This is a genomic window from Meridianimarinicoccus zhengii (assembly GCF_003254465.1).
GTDB lineage: Bacteria > Pseudomonadota > Alphaproteobacteria > Rhodobacterales > Rhodobacteraceae > Meridianimarinicoccus > Meridianimarinicoccus zhengii.
This window is the reverse complement of sequence record NZ_QDFI01000092.1, coordinates 1-14,685: the sequence shown is the minus strand read 5'-3', so window position 1 is coordinate 14,685 and position 14,685 is coordinate 1. Positions and strand designations below refer to the sequence as shown.

17 protein-coding genes and 1 pseudogene are annotated in these 14,685 nt (G+C 65.1%); 4 read left to right on the top strand and 14 right to left on the bottom strand.

The features are described from left to right. A partial coding sequence (locus DDE13_RS19765) for a hypothetical protein (protein ID WP_222626152.1) occupies nt 1-223 on the top strand: 223 nt, incomplete at its 5' end. A 227-nt stretch (nt 224-450) separates the two neighbouring features. On the opposite strand, the gene DDE13_RS19760 is transcribed toward DDE13_RS19765, so the two are convergent. The 12 genes from DDE13_RS19760 to DDE13_RS23035 form a co-directional block, all read right to left on the bottom strand. After that, nucleotides 451-882, bottom strand: a complete 432-nt coding sequence (locus DDE13_RS19760) for a hypothetical protein (RefSeq protein WP_111405953.1) — start codon at nt 880-882, stop codon at nt 451-453. A 113-nt stretch (nt 883-995) separates the two neighbouring features. Continuing rightward, complete coding sequence (locus tag DDE13_RS19755; RefSeq protein WP_111405952.1) at nt 996-1,928, bottom strand: phage protease; 933 nt, start codon at nt 1,926-1,928, stop codon at nt 996-998. Next, on the bottom strand, nt 1,925-2,086 hold the full coding sequence (locus tag DDE13_RS23040; RefSeq protein ID WP_162631117.1) for a hypothetical protein: 162 nt from the start codon (nt 2,084-2,086) through the stop codon (nt 1,925-1,927). Before DDE13_RS23040 ends, DDE13_RS19755 begins: the two co-directional genes overlap by 4 nt. A 15-nt stretch (nt 2,087-2,101) precedes the next feature. Next, nucleotides 2,102-3,001 carry a Mu-like prophage major head subunit gpT family protein gene (locus DDE13_RS19750; protein WP_111405951.1) on the bottom strand — a complete coding sequence of 300 codons (900 nt, stop codon included), beginning with the start codon at nt 2,999-3,001 and terminating at the stop codon, nt 2,102-2,104. Further along, a complete protein-coding gene (locus DDE13_RS19745) occupies nt 2,998-3,381 on the bottom strand; it encodes a helix-turn-helix domain-containing protein (RefSeq protein ID WP_162631116.1) in 384 nt (127 codons plus the stop codon). Before DDE13_RS19745 ends, DDE13_RS19750 begins: the two co-directional genes overlap by 4 nt. Before the next feature lie 373 nt (nt 3,382-3,754). After that, nucleotides 3,755-4,162 (bottom strand): regulatory protein GemA, encoded by a 408-nt coding sequence (locus DDE13_RS19740; protein ID WP_111405949.1) that lies wholly within the window; start codon nt 4,160-4,162, stop codon nt 3,755-3,757. Continuing rightward, nucleotides 4,152-4,505 carry a hypothetical protein gene (locus DDE13_RS19735; protein WP_111405948.1) on the bottom strand — a complete coding sequence of 118 codons (354 nt, stop codon included), beginning with the start codon at nt 4,503-4,505 and terminating at the stop codon, nt 4,152-4,154. The genes DDE13_RS19740 and DDE13_RS19735 overlap by 11 nt, the downstream gene beginning before the upstream one ends. Then, nucleotides 4,502-4,855, bottom strand: a complete 354-nt coding sequence (locus DDE13_RS19730) for a hypothetical protein (protein WP_162631115.1) — start codon at nt 4,853-4,855, stop codon at nt 4,502-4,504. Before DDE13_RS19730 ends, DDE13_RS19735 begins: the two co-directional genes overlap by 4 nt. Then, nucleotides 4,852-5,136, bottom strand: a complete 285-nt coding sequence (locus DDE13_RS19725; RefSeq protein WP_111405946.1) for a hypothetical protein — start codon at nt 5,134-5,136, stop codon at nt 4,852-4,854. Before DDE13_RS19725 ends, DDE13_RS19730 begins: the two co-directional genes overlap by 4 nt. Beyond that, nucleotides 5,136-5,915, bottom strand: a complete 780-nt coding sequence (locus DDE13_RS19720) for an ATP-binding protein (RefSeq protein WP_162631114.1) — start codon at nt 5,913-5,915, stop codon at nt 5,136-5,138. Before DDE13_RS19720 ends, DDE13_RS19725 begins: the two co-directional genes overlap by 1 nt. Before the next feature lie 55 nt (nt 5,916-5,970). Further along, on the bottom strand, nt 5,971-7,893 hold the full coding sequence (locus tag DDE13_RS19715) for a helix-turn-helix domain-containing protein (RefSeq protein WP_162631113.1): 1,923 nt from the start codon (nt 7,891-7,893) through the stop codon (nt 5,971-5,973). Between the two features lie 65 nt (nt 7,894-7,958). Then, entirely contained in the window at nt 7,959-8,213 is a 255-nt protein-coding gene (locus DDE13_RS23035; RefSeq protein ID WP_162631112.1) for a hypothetical protein, read from the bottom strand. A 70-nt stretch (nt 8,214-8,283) separates the two neighbouring features. Between DDE13_RS23035 and DDE13_RS23030 the strand changes: the two genes are divergently transcribed. Further along, the gene (locus DDE13_RS23030; protein WP_162631111.1) at nt 8,284-8,781 is read left to right on the top strand and encodes a hypothetical protein; all 498 of its coding nucleotides are present in this window, start codon (nt 8,284-8,286) and stop codon (nt 8,779-8,781) included. A gap of 869 nt (nt 8,782-9,650) precedes the next feature. On the opposite strand, the gene DDE13_RS19710 is transcribed toward DDE13_RS23030, so the two are convergent. After that, nucleotides 9,651-11,924, bottom strand: a complete 2,274-nt coding sequence (locus DDE13_RS19710) for an adenosylcobalamin-dependent ribonucleoside-diphosphate reductase (RefSeq protein ID WP_111405943.1) — start codon at nt 11,922-11,924, stop codon at nt 9,651-9,653. 93 nt (nt 11,925-12,017) lie between these two features. Here DDE13_RS19710 and DDE13_RS19705 point away from each other — a divergent pair, with 93 nt between their 5' ends. Together DDE13_RS19705 and DDE13_RS19700 are read left to right on the top strand one after the other, a co-directional pair. Beyond that, nucleotides 12,018-12,449 carry a DUF1489 family protein gene (locus DDE13_RS19705; RefSeq protein WP_111405942.1) on the top strand — a complete coding sequence of 144 codons (432 nt, stop codon included), beginning with the start codon at nt 12,018-12,020 and terminating at the stop codon, nt 12,447-12,449. A gap of 105 nt (nt 12,450-12,554) precedes the next feature. Then, a complete protein-coding gene (locus DDE13_RS19700; protein ID WP_111405941.1) occupies nt 12,555-13,754 on the top strand; it encodes an ROK family transcriptional regulator in 1,200 nt (399 codons plus the stop codon). Between the two features lie 9 nt (nt 13,755-13,763). On the opposite strand, the pseudogene DDE13_RS19695 reads toward DDE13_RS19700, so the two are convergent. Beyond that, nucleotides 13,764-14,685, bottom strand: a pseudogene (locus DDE13_RS19695) (hypothetical protein); the annotation flags it as partial.

Below are 14,685 nucleotides of genomic sequence, written 5' to 3'. Positions count from 1 at the left end.
CTGCGCGGCCGCGCGCCAGGACCGACCGCCCCGCAGCATGGACATGTCCTTCGGCGAGGAACTCGGCGCATTCGGCGGCCAGCCAGACCCGGATGCACCGGCAGGTCCCGACCCGCAGGGCCAGGCCACACCGGCCATGCCCGACGACGGGCAACCGGACGCGGGGCAGGACGACAGCCAGGACGGTGATGAACCCGGCTGGGACATCGAAGACGGCGCATGACCCCGAGGGCCAGTCACGGCACTGGCCATGCCCCGCGCCCCGCGACCGACGCACACGGGACCCCGCATCACATCGCCTCCGGCAGCAGGACTGCCGGAGGCAGTTTTTTTGTGCAGCGACGGGTCCCGTGCGGTGCTCTGCTGTTGTGTAACCTATCAAATATCGTCGTTACCTAAGGTTTGTCGTCGGACTAGGGCGGAAGTCCAGCGGCTATCCGTGATGGTCCGTCACTGTTGCGCGTTCGGTGCGGGCGTGTGGCGTGCGCGGGTCTTCTTCCACCAGGCGTGGATTGCAGACTTCTTCACGCGGCGTTCAACGGGGTATTGAAGGGCGATTTCAGCCTCGATTTCGTGGAACGTCATTCGGTCGATGCGGGCGAGAACGAAGGCGCGCAATTCCGGGTCGGTGTCGAGAACGGCGGGGCGTCCGGGCCGGTGATTGCGGCGGTGTTCGGTAATGGGCGCGGTGCTGGCCGGTAATTCGGCGATCACATGCGCCTGTGTCGTTTCCGCCAATTCGGCAATTGAACGGCGGGCCGTTTCAATATCGGAATGCGCCTGCGCAATTACCCGCTGCGCCAATTCGATTGACGCTTGCGCGGCATCCATCGTGCCGCGTGCGGCGTGGATCAGGTCTGCAAGATCGGTCTCGCGTGTCATGGCGCGTCCCTCGGATCAGGTGCGGCGGCGGCGCTCAGGTGGATGGACAAGCACCCGCGCCGCCGCCGCTTTCGTCCGGGTGGTCAATTCCGACAAGCCCACCCGGACGAAGCTCAGTCGGCCATCTTGGCCGGATCGATGCCCATGTGCCGCAGGATTTCGGCTTCGTCGCCGCTGACGTGGGCACCACGCGCGCCGCTCAGCCCCGCGCCGTGGGTGTGCATGTGGTGAAGGTGCGCGTAGGCCGGAACGGAGCACGACAGGAATTCGTCGAAGCGTTCCGGGTCCTGGGCGCACAGGGCCATCGCCCAGCCGCGCATTCCCGGCGTGATGTAGCCGCGCGTGGTGGCGTCATCGACCTTCTGGCGGGCCTTGTCTTCGCTCATGGCGGCGAAGCGTTCCTTGCCCGCTGCCAGCAGTTCCTTGACCGCTTCAATCGGCACATACTGCGCCGGGTCCGGCGTGGTCTTGTCCTGAATGGCGGTCACGATTTCGGCGCTGGTCGCTTCCGCGTGCAGGCCAAGGGCTTCGGCGATCTGTGCCAGGGCGGCACCCGGCGCGGTCGGTGTATCGGTCATCGGGCTATCCTCGCTCGACAGGGATTTCAGTTCCAGGTTCGGACGGTGCACGAGCCCCGCGCCCGCGATGCGCATGACGGTGCGGTCCTTCGCGTGGTAGAGTACCGGCGACAGGAAGCGGTATTCGCGGGCCGCGACCATCTTTCCGGCGCGCTCCGTCCATTCGACGCGGCCCCAGATACCATCCGCGCGGACCTGTAGTTCCTTGATCCACCCGGCAGCGGGCACGGCAGCCGCGCCAGGCGCGCGCGGCGTGTCCATCTCGTGTTCGTAGTCCACCGGCAGTTCGCGCCCGCCATGCAGGGACCGTTGCACGATGGAATGCGGGTCGCGCACGATGAAGGTGCGCCCGTCCCGGCCCGTCACCCGGCCCAGCGGCACGAGGTGCGCCCACTGTCCGGCACCGGACGCCGCCGGGTGCAAGTCAACGGCGTTGCACAGGACGCGTTCCAGGTATTCGACGGTCATTTCCAGAACCCCGCCATGTAGAGAAGCCAGAAGGACAGGCCGAACCCCAGAAGCGCGGTTGCAGCCGAATGCGGCGGGCGCGGTTCGCCGTGGTTCACGATCCCGACCAGGGCGGCCAGGATCATGAGCGTGAGGTAGGCCGCAGCCCAGGGCGACACGGCACGCACCCCGGCTCAGGCAAGCTGCGGCGTGACGATCACGTCCGCCGTGCCCGACCAGACGTTCGATGCGCCCGCGCCGTCGAACTGCGCCACCGCGATCTGGCGCGCGGCCTCTTCGAGCGACGGCGGCACCACGAGCGTGTCGGGCTTGAGACCCAGCACCCGGCCCTGGTCGCCGCGCAGTTCCATCATCGCGGCGCGCGCGGCCTTGTAGTTCGCGGCGTTCAGCGGCCCCTTGCACATGAAGGCCATGTGCCACAGCCCGAACCCGGCATTCACCCGCGCGCGCACGCCATAGTGATACAGGTCCGTCATGAACACGCCGGTGTCGTTGTGGTTGTTCACCATCTGGAATTCGTAGTCTTCGCGTTCCTGCCAGATCATCGGCTTGATCGGGCGAGACGTGTCGAAGAGATACCAGGGCGTATCCGTGCCCAGCGGTTCCAGGATGTTCGACACGGTGACTGCATCGCCGTTCCGGTCCACCGACGGGTGATCGGTGTCAAAGAAGTTCTGCCCGTCATAGCACAGGGTTGTTTCGCCCTCCGCCAGAAGCCCGAAAATCAGTTCATCGGGATGCACCTTCGCCTGGTGGCCCATCTCGCGGAACATCGATCCGAAGACGCCGTAGCGATCATCGGCGTAATCCTCGCGACTGATAGAGATGGTGCTTTCGAACTTGACGTTCGTGATCGTGAAGCCGTGGGCCTTGATGTCTTTCACAACCCGGTCGCCGACCCATTCGCGCAACTGGGGGAACTGGCCAAGCCATCCGTAGGCTTCTTCGCGGGTCGAACTGGGCACGGTCATCGCGATGCGCTCTCCGTGCGTTTCACCGGCGGCGAAGGCTTCGTTGAACTGCGTTTTCCAGCCCCGGAACGCGGTGTCGAGATTTTGCGGATTGATGATCATGGGTGCTTGTCCTTCGTCGTGTCTTGCGGTGCCGGGTCCAGAAGCCCCAGGCGGGTGAACTTGGTCTTGCGGTTGCTCACGGTGCGGGTGTGGCAGTTCTGTGCGCGGGCAATGTCCTTGATCGATTGCCCGGCCCGCACGCGGCGCAGGGTTTCCCAGGCGGCGCGGGTGCGGTCATTGACCGGGCCGCGCGGCACCATCCATTTTCCGAACCCGACTTCCCGGCGCAGCCATTCCAGGGCGGCGGCATGGGGCGTTCCGGGCTTCACCGGGCGCGACGGAATGCAAACCTCGTGCCCGCCCCATTCCAGCAGGAACGCGACAAGCGCCGGGTGCCCGATAGCGGCCTCCAGTTCGGCAAGCTGATCGGGCACATCCATGCCCATTCCCAAGCATTGCGCGCAGGTCGGATATTCGGGGATTTCGGGTGCTGTGCTGGCCATGCGAGACCGTCGCACGACCCCGAACACATTCCAGCCTAGAACGTTTTCCGGGGGCGCGGTTCGGGCCACCACGGCACCCCCGGAACGTGCCGCGCGGCGGCTGGATTTGCAAGCGTGATCCCGCCGCATGGCGCGCGGGGCGCAGGCATCGCCGTTGAATACCCATTAAACGGGTCAGGAACGCCAAGTCGGGTTTTCGGGTGCCCCGGGTGCCGCGCGGCGGGAAGGGCGCTCTACGGGCCGCTCAGGGCCGGAACGGAAAGGGGCGGCACGCCCGCGCGCGCCGCCCCTTGTGTTGTCCTGGTCCGGCTCAGGCCGCGCGGGTCTTCATCGCCTTGAGCGCGGTGATTGCCTTGCGCGCCTGTTCCATCTTGAGGAAGCGCAGGCTCGATACCTTGAACGTGCGTAGCAGCCACTTGTTCAGCGTGTCGTCCTGCCCGCCGCCGGTGTATTCGAACCAAAGCTCGCGGATCAGTTGCACCTGCGCCGAACTGGCGAAGCCGGGCCGATCGCCATAGACCGCGCCGCGCGGGTTGAGCGGCTTGAAGCCCATGTATTCGAAGAAGCCCATCAACGCCTCGAACCCGCCACGGTCCAGATCCTTGGAGCTTTCCACGCCCGCGATCTGCACGAGGCACGCGCGATACTGGTCTTCGGTGATCCCGAGCTTCGCCTTCGCCACGTGGATCAGGGCCAGTTGCTTGGTGCTAAGCGGCATTGGTCTTCCCCTCCTGCGCCTTGCGGGCTGCTTCCTCGCGGTCGAACTCCTGTGCGCCCTTGATGTCGCGAGCAAGGTTGTCACGCAGCCGGTCGCCCATCTTATCAAGGATCGGCTCGAAACGCTCCCGCCGCGCCCTCAGGCCGTCTGTCAGCAGCGATGCGACTGCGGCAAGCTGCGTGTCGCTGAAATATCCTTCCAGCATAGCGATTTCGATAACTTCGAACGCCGAGACCGCTTCGCGGAGCGTCATGCCCGCACCCTCGAAAGCGTCAGAGGCTTGGGAACCCTCCTCAAGCGTCATCAGAATGCCGGTGTGATGGATGACTTCCTGTGTCATCATTCGTCCCCCTCATCCTCGGATCGATCCGACGCGACCGAGGCGAGCGGATACCACCGCGCTGCGCGAAGTGCGTTGTTTATCATGTGCGCGTTGTTGTCGGCCTGCGTTGCCTTGTCGTACAACTCGACAAAGGCAGCCCTCTGTTCCTCGGTCTGCGGCGGGTTCTTGGCATGCGCCGCCTCTAGCCTCGCAAGCTTCGACTCGGTGAAGCCTTCAAGCTGCGGCGCTGCAATGTCCCTCAACCGCATGAACGTGGGTATCGATGTCGGGATGCACAGAACACCCATGTGCTTGATTGCGTCTGCCGTCTCCATATCCGGCACGTTGATCGTGATGGTGACTTCCATCATGCGTTCCCTCCAAGCTCGTTGACCGCGATTTGCAGAGGGTTGATGATCCCCATGCCCATTTCACCCGCCAGTTGATTGAGAGCCATGGCACAAGTGCTCATGGTCGCAAGCAGGTCGAGCGCGATTTCACCGTGAACGGTCTGTTCATCGGCTGAGATTTGATCCTCGTGTGCCTTCACCGCCAACAAGAGGGCGTGTTTCACGCTCTGGATGTGGCAGCGATGTTCGACTGAACTTTCCCAAGCAAGGGCCACGGTTCTCAGTGCCTTGGATCGATCCATCACTTGCCCCCTCCCATCATGCGGATTGCGAAGGCAAGGTGATCCGCGTTCACGTCCTGCCCCTTCTGGCCGGCGCGAATGTATGCCTGCCGTGCGGCCTTGTGCGCCGCGCGCAAGCTCCCCTGGTCTTCGCCGAACGCCTGCACCATCGCGCGCATCTTGTCCGCGTCATCGGCCGGAAACAGCGCGCGGGCGAATGCCGCGTGTTCGTCCTTGCTGGGGCGCGGCAACCGGATGTTGTGCGTCATGCGGTCCCACAAGGGCTTCAGGTTCACCCGGTCCTGCCGGGTGCCGTTGCCAAGGAACTGGTCGTTTCCGACCATGACAAGCCCGAAGGCAGGGCACCACGGGTCGCCAAGACGGGCCAGTTCGCCGCGGTCCCAAAGCCCGCGAAGCTGGGCGATGATCGGCGCAGCAAGGTCTTGGGCTTCGTCCACGATCAACACCGAACGCGGGCCATAGGACCGGAACGGATAGCCCCCCAGCATGTCGAAGGCCAGTTCGAGACCTTCGGCACTGGACAAGCCTTCACGCCCGTGCAGCGCCCGCAGGAACTCGGCAATCTTGCCCTGCACGGCGCCCGTGGCGGCAAGGTATGTGACCTTCGCCCCGTCCGCTTCGAATTCGCCGATGACCTTGCGCAGGGCATAGCTTTTGCCGATGCCGACCGGCCCGCGCATGACGGCAAGCCCCGCGCCGTCGAGCACGTCACCGATGACCAAGCGCATCGTTGCGCACACGGCGGTGTCGATGGTAGGAATGTCTGGTAGCTCTGTCATTTCTAATCCTCTGACAGGGTTGCATTTTGAATGGCCGGTGGGGTCCGACGCCAAATCATTTCCCACCGGCCATTCGGCTTGCTTCGCCGTCGCCATTGGCGTGGCGAAGAAGGTCTTCCAGGAACGCGCGCTTGGCCGCGTCATCGTCCCCCGTTGTGTCCGTATCGGTCTGGTCCGAAAGCCGAACGATGGTCCCGTGCTCCGCCACAAGCGGCGTGCGATCGACACGCTTCAGGATCTCCGTTGCCGGGTCGATCGAAGGATCGATATCGGCCTTCAGGTCCCGGATTGCTTGGCGTTGCAGGTTTGCGCGGCGGCTGCTTTCAATCGCGCCTTCGCGGTCGAGCGGGTGATACTGGGTGTCGGCATGGGCCGCGCCCTTGAACTCCCCATTGAAGACCACGAACACCCGGTCTGTGCCGCTGCGCAGCGGTATCCGCACTTCGATGCGATCCCCCGCACCCAGCTTCATGGTTTCGTCGTTCTGATAGAACGTGCCCTTGAGCCGGAACCGGCCTTGAATGATCGGCTTGTCATCGCGCTTGCTGAAAGCGAAGTCGAACGCGTCATCGTCCATCGTGACCGCCTCGAACCCGGCGGCGATAGCATCCCGCATGGCCTGCCGTGGCGACTTGCCCTGAAGCCGCCCGTGTTGCGGCTCATCGTTATAGGCGGCAACCATGCCTTGGACCGCTTGAACAAGGTCTTCAACGGTGCCTGAAAAGCCCTTTACAGGCTTGCCAACCGCATGGGTTCTCTTGTTCGTCCGGTCCCCGCCGATCCACCCCGGAAGGTGCGTTAAAAAGCCCTGTTCCAGCTTGGAAAATGCGCCTTCGATCAACCCTTTGGCAGGCCCGTTATAGGGTTTTGCCTTGACGCATCCACCGTAAGCCCCGAGCACGTTCACCGCGTCCGGGATTTCACCCATCGCCTTTGCGACGGAGCCATATTCCGACCCGTTGTCCAGGTAGAGTGTGCGCGGCACACCCGCCGCAGGGTCGCACACCATGTGGTAGAGCGCATCGGCAACATCGGTCGCGCGAATGCCATTGCCCTTGCCCAGCACCGCGACCGTTGCCCACATGTGATGCGTGCAATCATCCATCCATGCGATGAGCCGCACCCGGAGTTGCCCCTTCCCGTTGGGCACAGGCACGTAAATGTCGATGGGGTGCACGTCGCCGTAGACCACTTCCATCGGCCACGTGCACCGCCCGCGCGAAATGCGCGGCTTGTCCTTGTCGAAGTGGTCCTTGTTGTCCAGGTCATGCCGCGCCACCCGGCGCTTGTCCTTGAACCGCATCACGAATTTCGTGTTGAGGCGGCATAGCTGTCCGAGCTTTCGCGGCCCGATCTGCGATCCCGCGTCCCGGCACAGATCCGCCAGTTCAAGCGATGCCTGCCTGCTGACCTTCGCCAGGGAAACGCCCTTCGCGATCATGGTCTTCGTGTAGGTCTCGATCTGTGCGACAACCGCCGCGCGCGCCGCGTCGTCAAGGTCGATCCCGTCATCCCATGCCCGCGTGACCTCGACCCGGCGCTTGCCGGGGTTGCCGTTTGGCTTGGGCAGAAGGCCAATCAAGCCCCTGCTTTCATAGTCGGAAAGCCAGCGTTGCAGCGTCCTTGCGTCCACATCGACGCCGGTCTTCGCCACGATCTCCCGCAGCACCTTGCCCCGCGCGCGCGACCCTTTCGCCGTGTCCAGAAGCGGGCGGATGATGTCGAGCCGCCGCTGTCCTTCCTTGGCCCGCCACGGTTCCACGCTCGACCGAACCGCGACCGGCGCGGGCACGGTCGCGGCGGCTTCGTCCCGCAGTGCCCGCAGGCCGTCGAACTTGGCCAGCAGCGCAGGCGAACACCGCGACAGGTCAACCGCATAGGCGCAACCCGCCGCCCCGCCCCGCTGGCCTTCGATCTGCACAACGGGAAGGGTTTCACCGTGCCAAGGCTTGCCCTGTGCGGCCCGCCGGAATGCCATACGTGCATTCCGTTCGGCAATTCCGACCGCAGAGGCAAAGTCTTGGGAGGAAGCAAGCACACACATCAGGGTTTCTTCTTGATCCCCGATGCGCCCGCCGCTTCGCCAGTGTCGGAGCCTAGCACGTCTTCAACGACCGCGCGGAACCATGCTTGACCCTTTGGGCCGTTCCACTTCCCCAAGATTGCCTTGGTCAGGTTCTGCCGCTTCACACCCTTCTCATCCGCCCACCGGGCAAGCGATGAACCCCGGACTACAAGGGCTCCACGAACAGCTTTCAAAGTCTGCGGTCCGGGTTTATGGTGTTCTTCGTGCATCATGGTCCCTAGAGTCCTCAATGAAGTCTTTGAGGACCATGCTTGCTGAATACGCATGTGTCAAGGTGGTGTGATGGACAAGACCGCAGATGAAGTCGTCGAAGCGCTCAAGCAGCACTTCAAGGTGATAACCGACTCCGACCTTGCGAGAGCACTAAGGCTCGACAAGCGCACTGTGTCGGGTTGGCGAGCGCGACAGAGGGTGCCAGCAAAATTCGCGGGTATTCTCGAAGGTGAGGCGCTCCACCGAGAGGCTACGGCACCTGCCTATTGGAGCGATTATGAAAATGCAGCGTTTGCACTTGCACTGTTTAGATACGCAAAAATTTTCGGGGCAGAATTACAGGGTAATAATTTCGCGGAGATAATTCAAATATTGGATCATTCTGCATCGGATTTCTGGGCTATAGTCCGAGATGCCCAATATGATACCTTGAAACTAGGAACTATCAATTCGGCAGCTACTACCTTGGCGCTTTTAATTCATGAGGACTTGCAGAACCCGGAAGCAGTGGTCGAAAAGTGCGACCGCATCATGCGGGAAAACAGGCCGCCAGTAGACGGCGCGTGATCGCACAGCACGCTTGCCGGAAGGATCCGCAATAGGATCCGCAATCCCCGCTCAGAGCACCCATGCGGGCAGGAAGTGGCGAAAAATCAAAGGCTTGCGCGTTCCAAAGGCGAACCGCCGATTGCGGCCCCTCCCGCCCCCGACACTTTCCCCAAGATTACAACACCTTAACCGCAATCTGCGGCCCGTCCGACGACAAATGATAGGTTACATTTGCCCGCGTTCAGCGACAAACGCTAAGTTTCGCGTCACTGCCACGGACCGGCAACGCACTTGGAGAGCGTCGGACCAAGGGGGCAAGGGTCGCGGCGCGTTCGCCAAGCCCACCGAGTATCCCACATGATGCCTCCCTCGCGTGGCGGCCGCCCAACGCGTTGCGCGAAATCCGCGCAGACATGACACCGTGACCGCCGGACGCAGAGTCGCCCCCCAGGTCAGGGGCCGCGCGCGATAGCTGTTGGCGCCGACCGGGATCACCCGACCCTCGGCGCGATCACCTTCCCCACAGAAGTGCGCCCACCCGGAGCACCCTGCATTGCCGCGCGCCGCCCAGGCCGTTTGCGTCCGAGGGCGCGCGCTTGGGAACGCCGGCCAGGAACCGGCCGCGCAACAGCGCACCCGGACCCCAAATTGCTTCAAAAAGGTTACAAAGACCGGCTACCCATCGGTCAGAACGGCCGTGTTCACCTTCTGTTGACCTTTGATCGCGATACACCCGTCCCAAGACGGAAAAACGGGAAAATTCCGCCAAAACCGACGCAATTCCCACGACAACACGCGGTGGCCAGCCTAAGCCTGCAAAATGGCCACCGAAATGCTTGTAATGGTCAAGAATTGCTAGCGGCTATAATAAACAGGCCGCGCCGCGCCTACCCACACTTCGAAAACCCGCAGTTTGCGCAGGTCATGCAGCCTTCGACCATGCGCATCTCGAAACTCCCACAGCTCGCACATGACTTGCCACGCCGCTCGCCCACCACCGCAATCTGCGCCTTGGGGTCGGTCTTCAGGCCCAGCCCCGCGCCGCCGATGAAGCCCGTCTCCACCATGTGCTGTTCGATCACGCCGCCGATCGCCGCGAGGATCGACGGGATGTAGCGCCCTTCCATCCACGCGCCGCCGCGCGGGTCGAACACGGCCTTCAGCTCCTCGACCACGAAGGACACGTCGCCACCCCGCCGGAATACCGCCGAGATCATCCGCGTCAGCGCCACGGTCCAGCTGAAATGCTCCATGTTCTTGGAATTGATGAAGATCTCGAATGGCCGCCGCCGCCCGTCCACCTCGATATCGTTGATGGTGATATAGATCGCGTGCTCGCTGTCGGGCCATTTCAGCTTGTAGGTGGCGCCCGCGAGTTCCTTGGGCCGGTCCAGCGGTTCGGTCATGTAAACCACGTCGCCCGCCACCTGCAGCCCGTCGGCCTTGGCCGGTTCGTGTTTTGCTTCCTCGGTCACGCTCAACACGCTGCCAGTGATCGCGTTGGGTCGGTAGGTCGTGCAGCCTTTGCAGCCCTGGTCCCAGGCGGCCATGTAGACGTCCTTGAACGCCTCGAAATCGATGTCTTCGGGGCAGTTGATCGTCTTGGAGATCGAGCTGTCCACCCAGCGTTGCGCCGCCGCCTGCATCCGCACATGGTCCATCGGCGCCAGCGTCTGGGCATTGACGAAATAGTCCGGCAAGTCGCGGTCGCCGAACTTCTCGCGCCACATCTGAACGGCGTAATCGACGACCTCCTCCTCGGTCTTCGACCCGTCCTTCTGGAGCACCTTGCGGGTGTAGCTGTAGGCGAAGACGGGCTCGATCCCCGACGACACGTTCCCGGCATAGAGGCTGATCGTGCCCGTCGGCGCGATGGAGGTCAGCAGCGCGTTGCGGATACCCTTCTCGGCCACCGCCGCGCGCACGTCGTCATCCATCCCTTCCATGGTTCCGCTCGCCAGGTACGAATCCCGGTCGAACAGGGGGAAAGCGCCCTTTTCGGCGGCCAGATCGCTTGAAGCCAAATACGCGGCGCGGGCGAGGGCGTGCAACCAGCGGTCGGTCTGACGCGCCGCTTCCTCGGAGCCATAGCGCAGCCCGACCATCAAAAGCGCATCGGCCAGCCCCGTGACACCAAGGCCGATCCGCCGCTTGACCTGCGCCTCGCGCGCCTGTGCCTCCAGCGGGAAGCGGGAGGCATCGACCACGTTGTCCATCATCCGCACCGCCGTGCGCACGAGGTCGTCTAGTGCGTCCTCGTCCAGCCGCGCGTCATCTTCGAACGGTGCGGCAACCAGCTTGGCGAGGTTGATCGACCCCAGCAGGCACGCACCGTAAGGGGGCAGGGGCTGCTCGCCGCAGGGATTGGTGGCCGCGATCGTCTCGCAATAGCTCAGGTTGTTGGCGGCGTTGATCCGGTCGATGAAGATCACGCCGGGTTCCGCGTAATCATAGGTCGACTGCATGATCCGGTCCCACAGGTCGCGGGCGCGCAGGGTGCGATAGACCGTGCCTTCGAACACCAGGTCCCACATCTGGTCGGCCTTCACCGCGGCCATGAAATCGTCGGTTACCAGCACGCTCAGGTTGAACATTCGCAGCCGCGCGCTGTCGGACTTGGCGGTGATGAACGCCTCGATATCCGGATGGTCGCAGCGCATGGTGGCCATCATGGCGCCCCGGCGCGACCCCGCCGACATGATCGTGCGGCACATCGCGTCCCACACGTCCATGAACGACAGCGGCCCCGACGCGTCAGCCGCCACGCCCCGCACCGGCGCGCCCTTGGGCCGGATGGTCGAGAAATCATACCCGATCCCGCCGCCCTGCTGCATGGTCAACGCCGCCTCGCGCAGCATCTCGAAGATGCCGCCCATGCTGTCGGGGATCGTGCCCATGACGAAGCAGTTGAAAAGCGTCACGCTGCGGTCGGTGCCGGCACCGGCGATGATCCGGCCCGCGGGCAGGAACTTGAAATCCTCCAGCGCCGCATAGAATTTAGGCGCCCAAGCCGCCGGGTCCTTTTCCACCGACGCAAGCGAAGTGGCGATCCGCGACCAGGTGTCTTCCACCGTGGCATCGCGCGCGGCGCCGTCAGGGTCCTTCAAGCGGTACTTCATGTCCCAGATGGCTTCGGCGATAGGGGCGGAAAAGCGGCTCATGGAAGGCTCCAGGGCAGATATTGGCGGGGACCCGAAAGCTAGCTTGCGGCGCGCGGATTTTCAACTATTTTTACCAGATGAAGGGGGCACAGCATGGCTGACCACATAAATCTTGTAAAGCTCTGTGTTGGCGCGGAAAAGGTCGACGACCTGCTGGCCTGGCAGTCCAGCCCGCGCGCCAAGGGGCCCGACGGGCGCGTGTGCCACGTCACCCGCATGTGGCCCAGGCGCGAGGCGGAGCTGTTGGCGGGCGGGTCGATCTACTGGGTGTTCAAGGGCGTGATTCTGGCCCGGCAACGGGTTCTGGACCTGCAGCGGGTCGATGGCGGCGACGGGATCGTGCGCTGCGCCATCGTGCTTGACGATACTGTGGTGCGCACACGCCCCGCCACGCGCCGGCCGTTCCAGGGCTGGCGCTACCTGACGCCGCAGGACGCGCCCGCCGATCTGCCCGCGGGGCGCGCCGCCGACGACGCGCTCCCGCGCGAGATGGAAACCGCGCTGGCCGATCTGGGGCTGCTCTGACCCCCGTGCGGTCGCTGCCGCGATTGCCTCGTGCCGGGCGCTTCGGTACGTTGCGGCGCATGATGGCATTCACGGGCGGCTGCCCTTGTCTTCCGGGCCGGTCCCATGGCCCGTGATCGCACCTTGCCGAAATCGCGGGGCCTGCGGGGGTCGAATCAGACCACCGTGCGGGATTTCAACGAACGGCTGATCCTGCACCTGATCCGGCGGCGCGGCGCCCTGACCAAGGCGGACGCGACGCGCCTGACAGGGTTGTCGCCCAATGCCGTGTCGATGATCGTCGGCGCGCTGGAACAGGACGGGCTGCTGCTGCGCGGCGAGCCGGTGCGCGGACGGATCGGCCAGCCCTCCGTGCCGTTGCGGCTGAACCCGGATGCGCGGTTCCATGTCGGGCTGAAGATCGGTCGGCAAAGCCTGGATATGGCGATCGTGGATTTCTGCGGCATGGTGCGCGCGCGCCGGGCCCGGCCGCATCCCTATCCCACGCCTGGCGAGACAGCGGCCTTCGTCAAGGCGGAACTGCCGGGGCTCCTGCGCCGCGCGCGGCTTCGGCGCGCCGACCTCGCCGCAAGCGGCGTCGCCATGCCCACGGGGCTGTGGCAATGGTCGGACCTCTTCGATGCGGATCCCGGCGAAATGGCTGAATGGCGCGGCTTCGACGCCGCGCGCGACCTTGCGGATCTGCTGCCCGGCGATATCCTCGTCGAGAATGACGCGACCGCGGCCTGCCGGGCCGAGTGGGCGTTCGGCAAGCTCGCGCACATGCCCGACAGCGTCTATTTCTTTGTCGGAACGTTCATCGGCGGCGGCATCGTGCTGAACGGCAACGTCTTCACCGGTTGCCGCGGCAATGCGGGCGGGTTCGGTCCGCTGCGGGTGCCCGACGAACCCGGCGGCATGCGGCTGGTCGATCACGCCTCGCTCATCGTGTTGCAGCGGATGCTGCGCGCCGCGCATCCCGACGCCGCGCCCGCGCTGTCCGAGGATGGCGACTGGAACGCGTTGGAGCCGATCCTGACGGACTGGATCGACCGCACCGCCCGCGGGCTGGCCCATGCGGTCGTGTCTACCGCCGCCGTGATCGACTTCGAGGATGTGGTCATCGACGGTGCTTTTCCCCCGGCCATCCGTGACCGGATCGTGGCGGCGGTCGGGCGGCGGCTGGCGCAATCGGACCTGCAGGGCGTGACCGCGCCGCGCATCGCCGCCGGCAGCTTCGGGGCGGTCGCGCGCGCCGTCGGGGCGGCGGCGGGGCATGTCTCGGCCCGGCACATGGTCGGTACGGCCTTCGCTCTTCCGGGATAAGCGGCGCGGTCAGTCCGACGCTTTCGGCGCGCCAGCGATCCAGACCTCGATCAATCCTTGCGGGGCAGGCACGACCCCGATGAAATCGCGTACCGGAAGGCCGAGCCGTGCCCCGAGTGCCGCCGCCGCGTCCCGGTCGCCGTCATGGTAGACCCGAAGATGCGAGCGGCTGACGGTGAAATCCACGGGCACCACCGGCCAGCCCGCGGCGCGGCTTTCGGAAAGTGACGCGGCTGTGCCCGGTGCAGGCGCTGATGGCACGTGCAGCACGACAAAGGGGGCCGCCGGGTCCTGGGCCGCGGTGTCGTCGGGTGGCGGCGCTGTCGATGGCCTTGCGGCAGGCGGCATCAGCGTTGCAGAGAACCCGCGCAGGGCGGGGAGCGGCGGTTGGCCCGGGACCGCCCGGGCCGGGACCGCGTCCGCCGCGGCGGGCAGGGGGGCGGGGCGCTGCGCCGTGGCAGGCAGCCGACCCAGCCAGTTAAGGCCCTGTGCTTCGATGCCCGTGGCGGGCGGCGGCGGCCCAGCCACGACCGCGTCCGGGGGCGGTCGTGGCACGACTGCGCGCGCACCGGGAACCGGCGGCAAGGTCGGGGTACTTCGGGCGGTCACCGTGTCCGCGGTCGCGGGGAAGCTTGCCGGAGGCGATGCCACGGCAGGCGGCTCGTGCAGGCCGGCGACGGTGGGCGCAGCGGCTGCGATGCCTGCCGGTGCGATCACGGGGTCGGCGGAGCGTGCTTCGGTGGGCGTCGATGTATCCGGCCCGACAAGCACGAGCGTCAGGGCAACGCCGGCCGCCAGCCCCCCAAGACCGGCGAGCACGGCCAGCCCGGCGCCCGGACGGTAACGCCGCGCGTCATCGACAGGTGCCGCGCCGGGTTTGGCCGGGGCGGGCTGCGCGATGGCTTGGGGCGCCGGGCGCGGCCTGGGGACG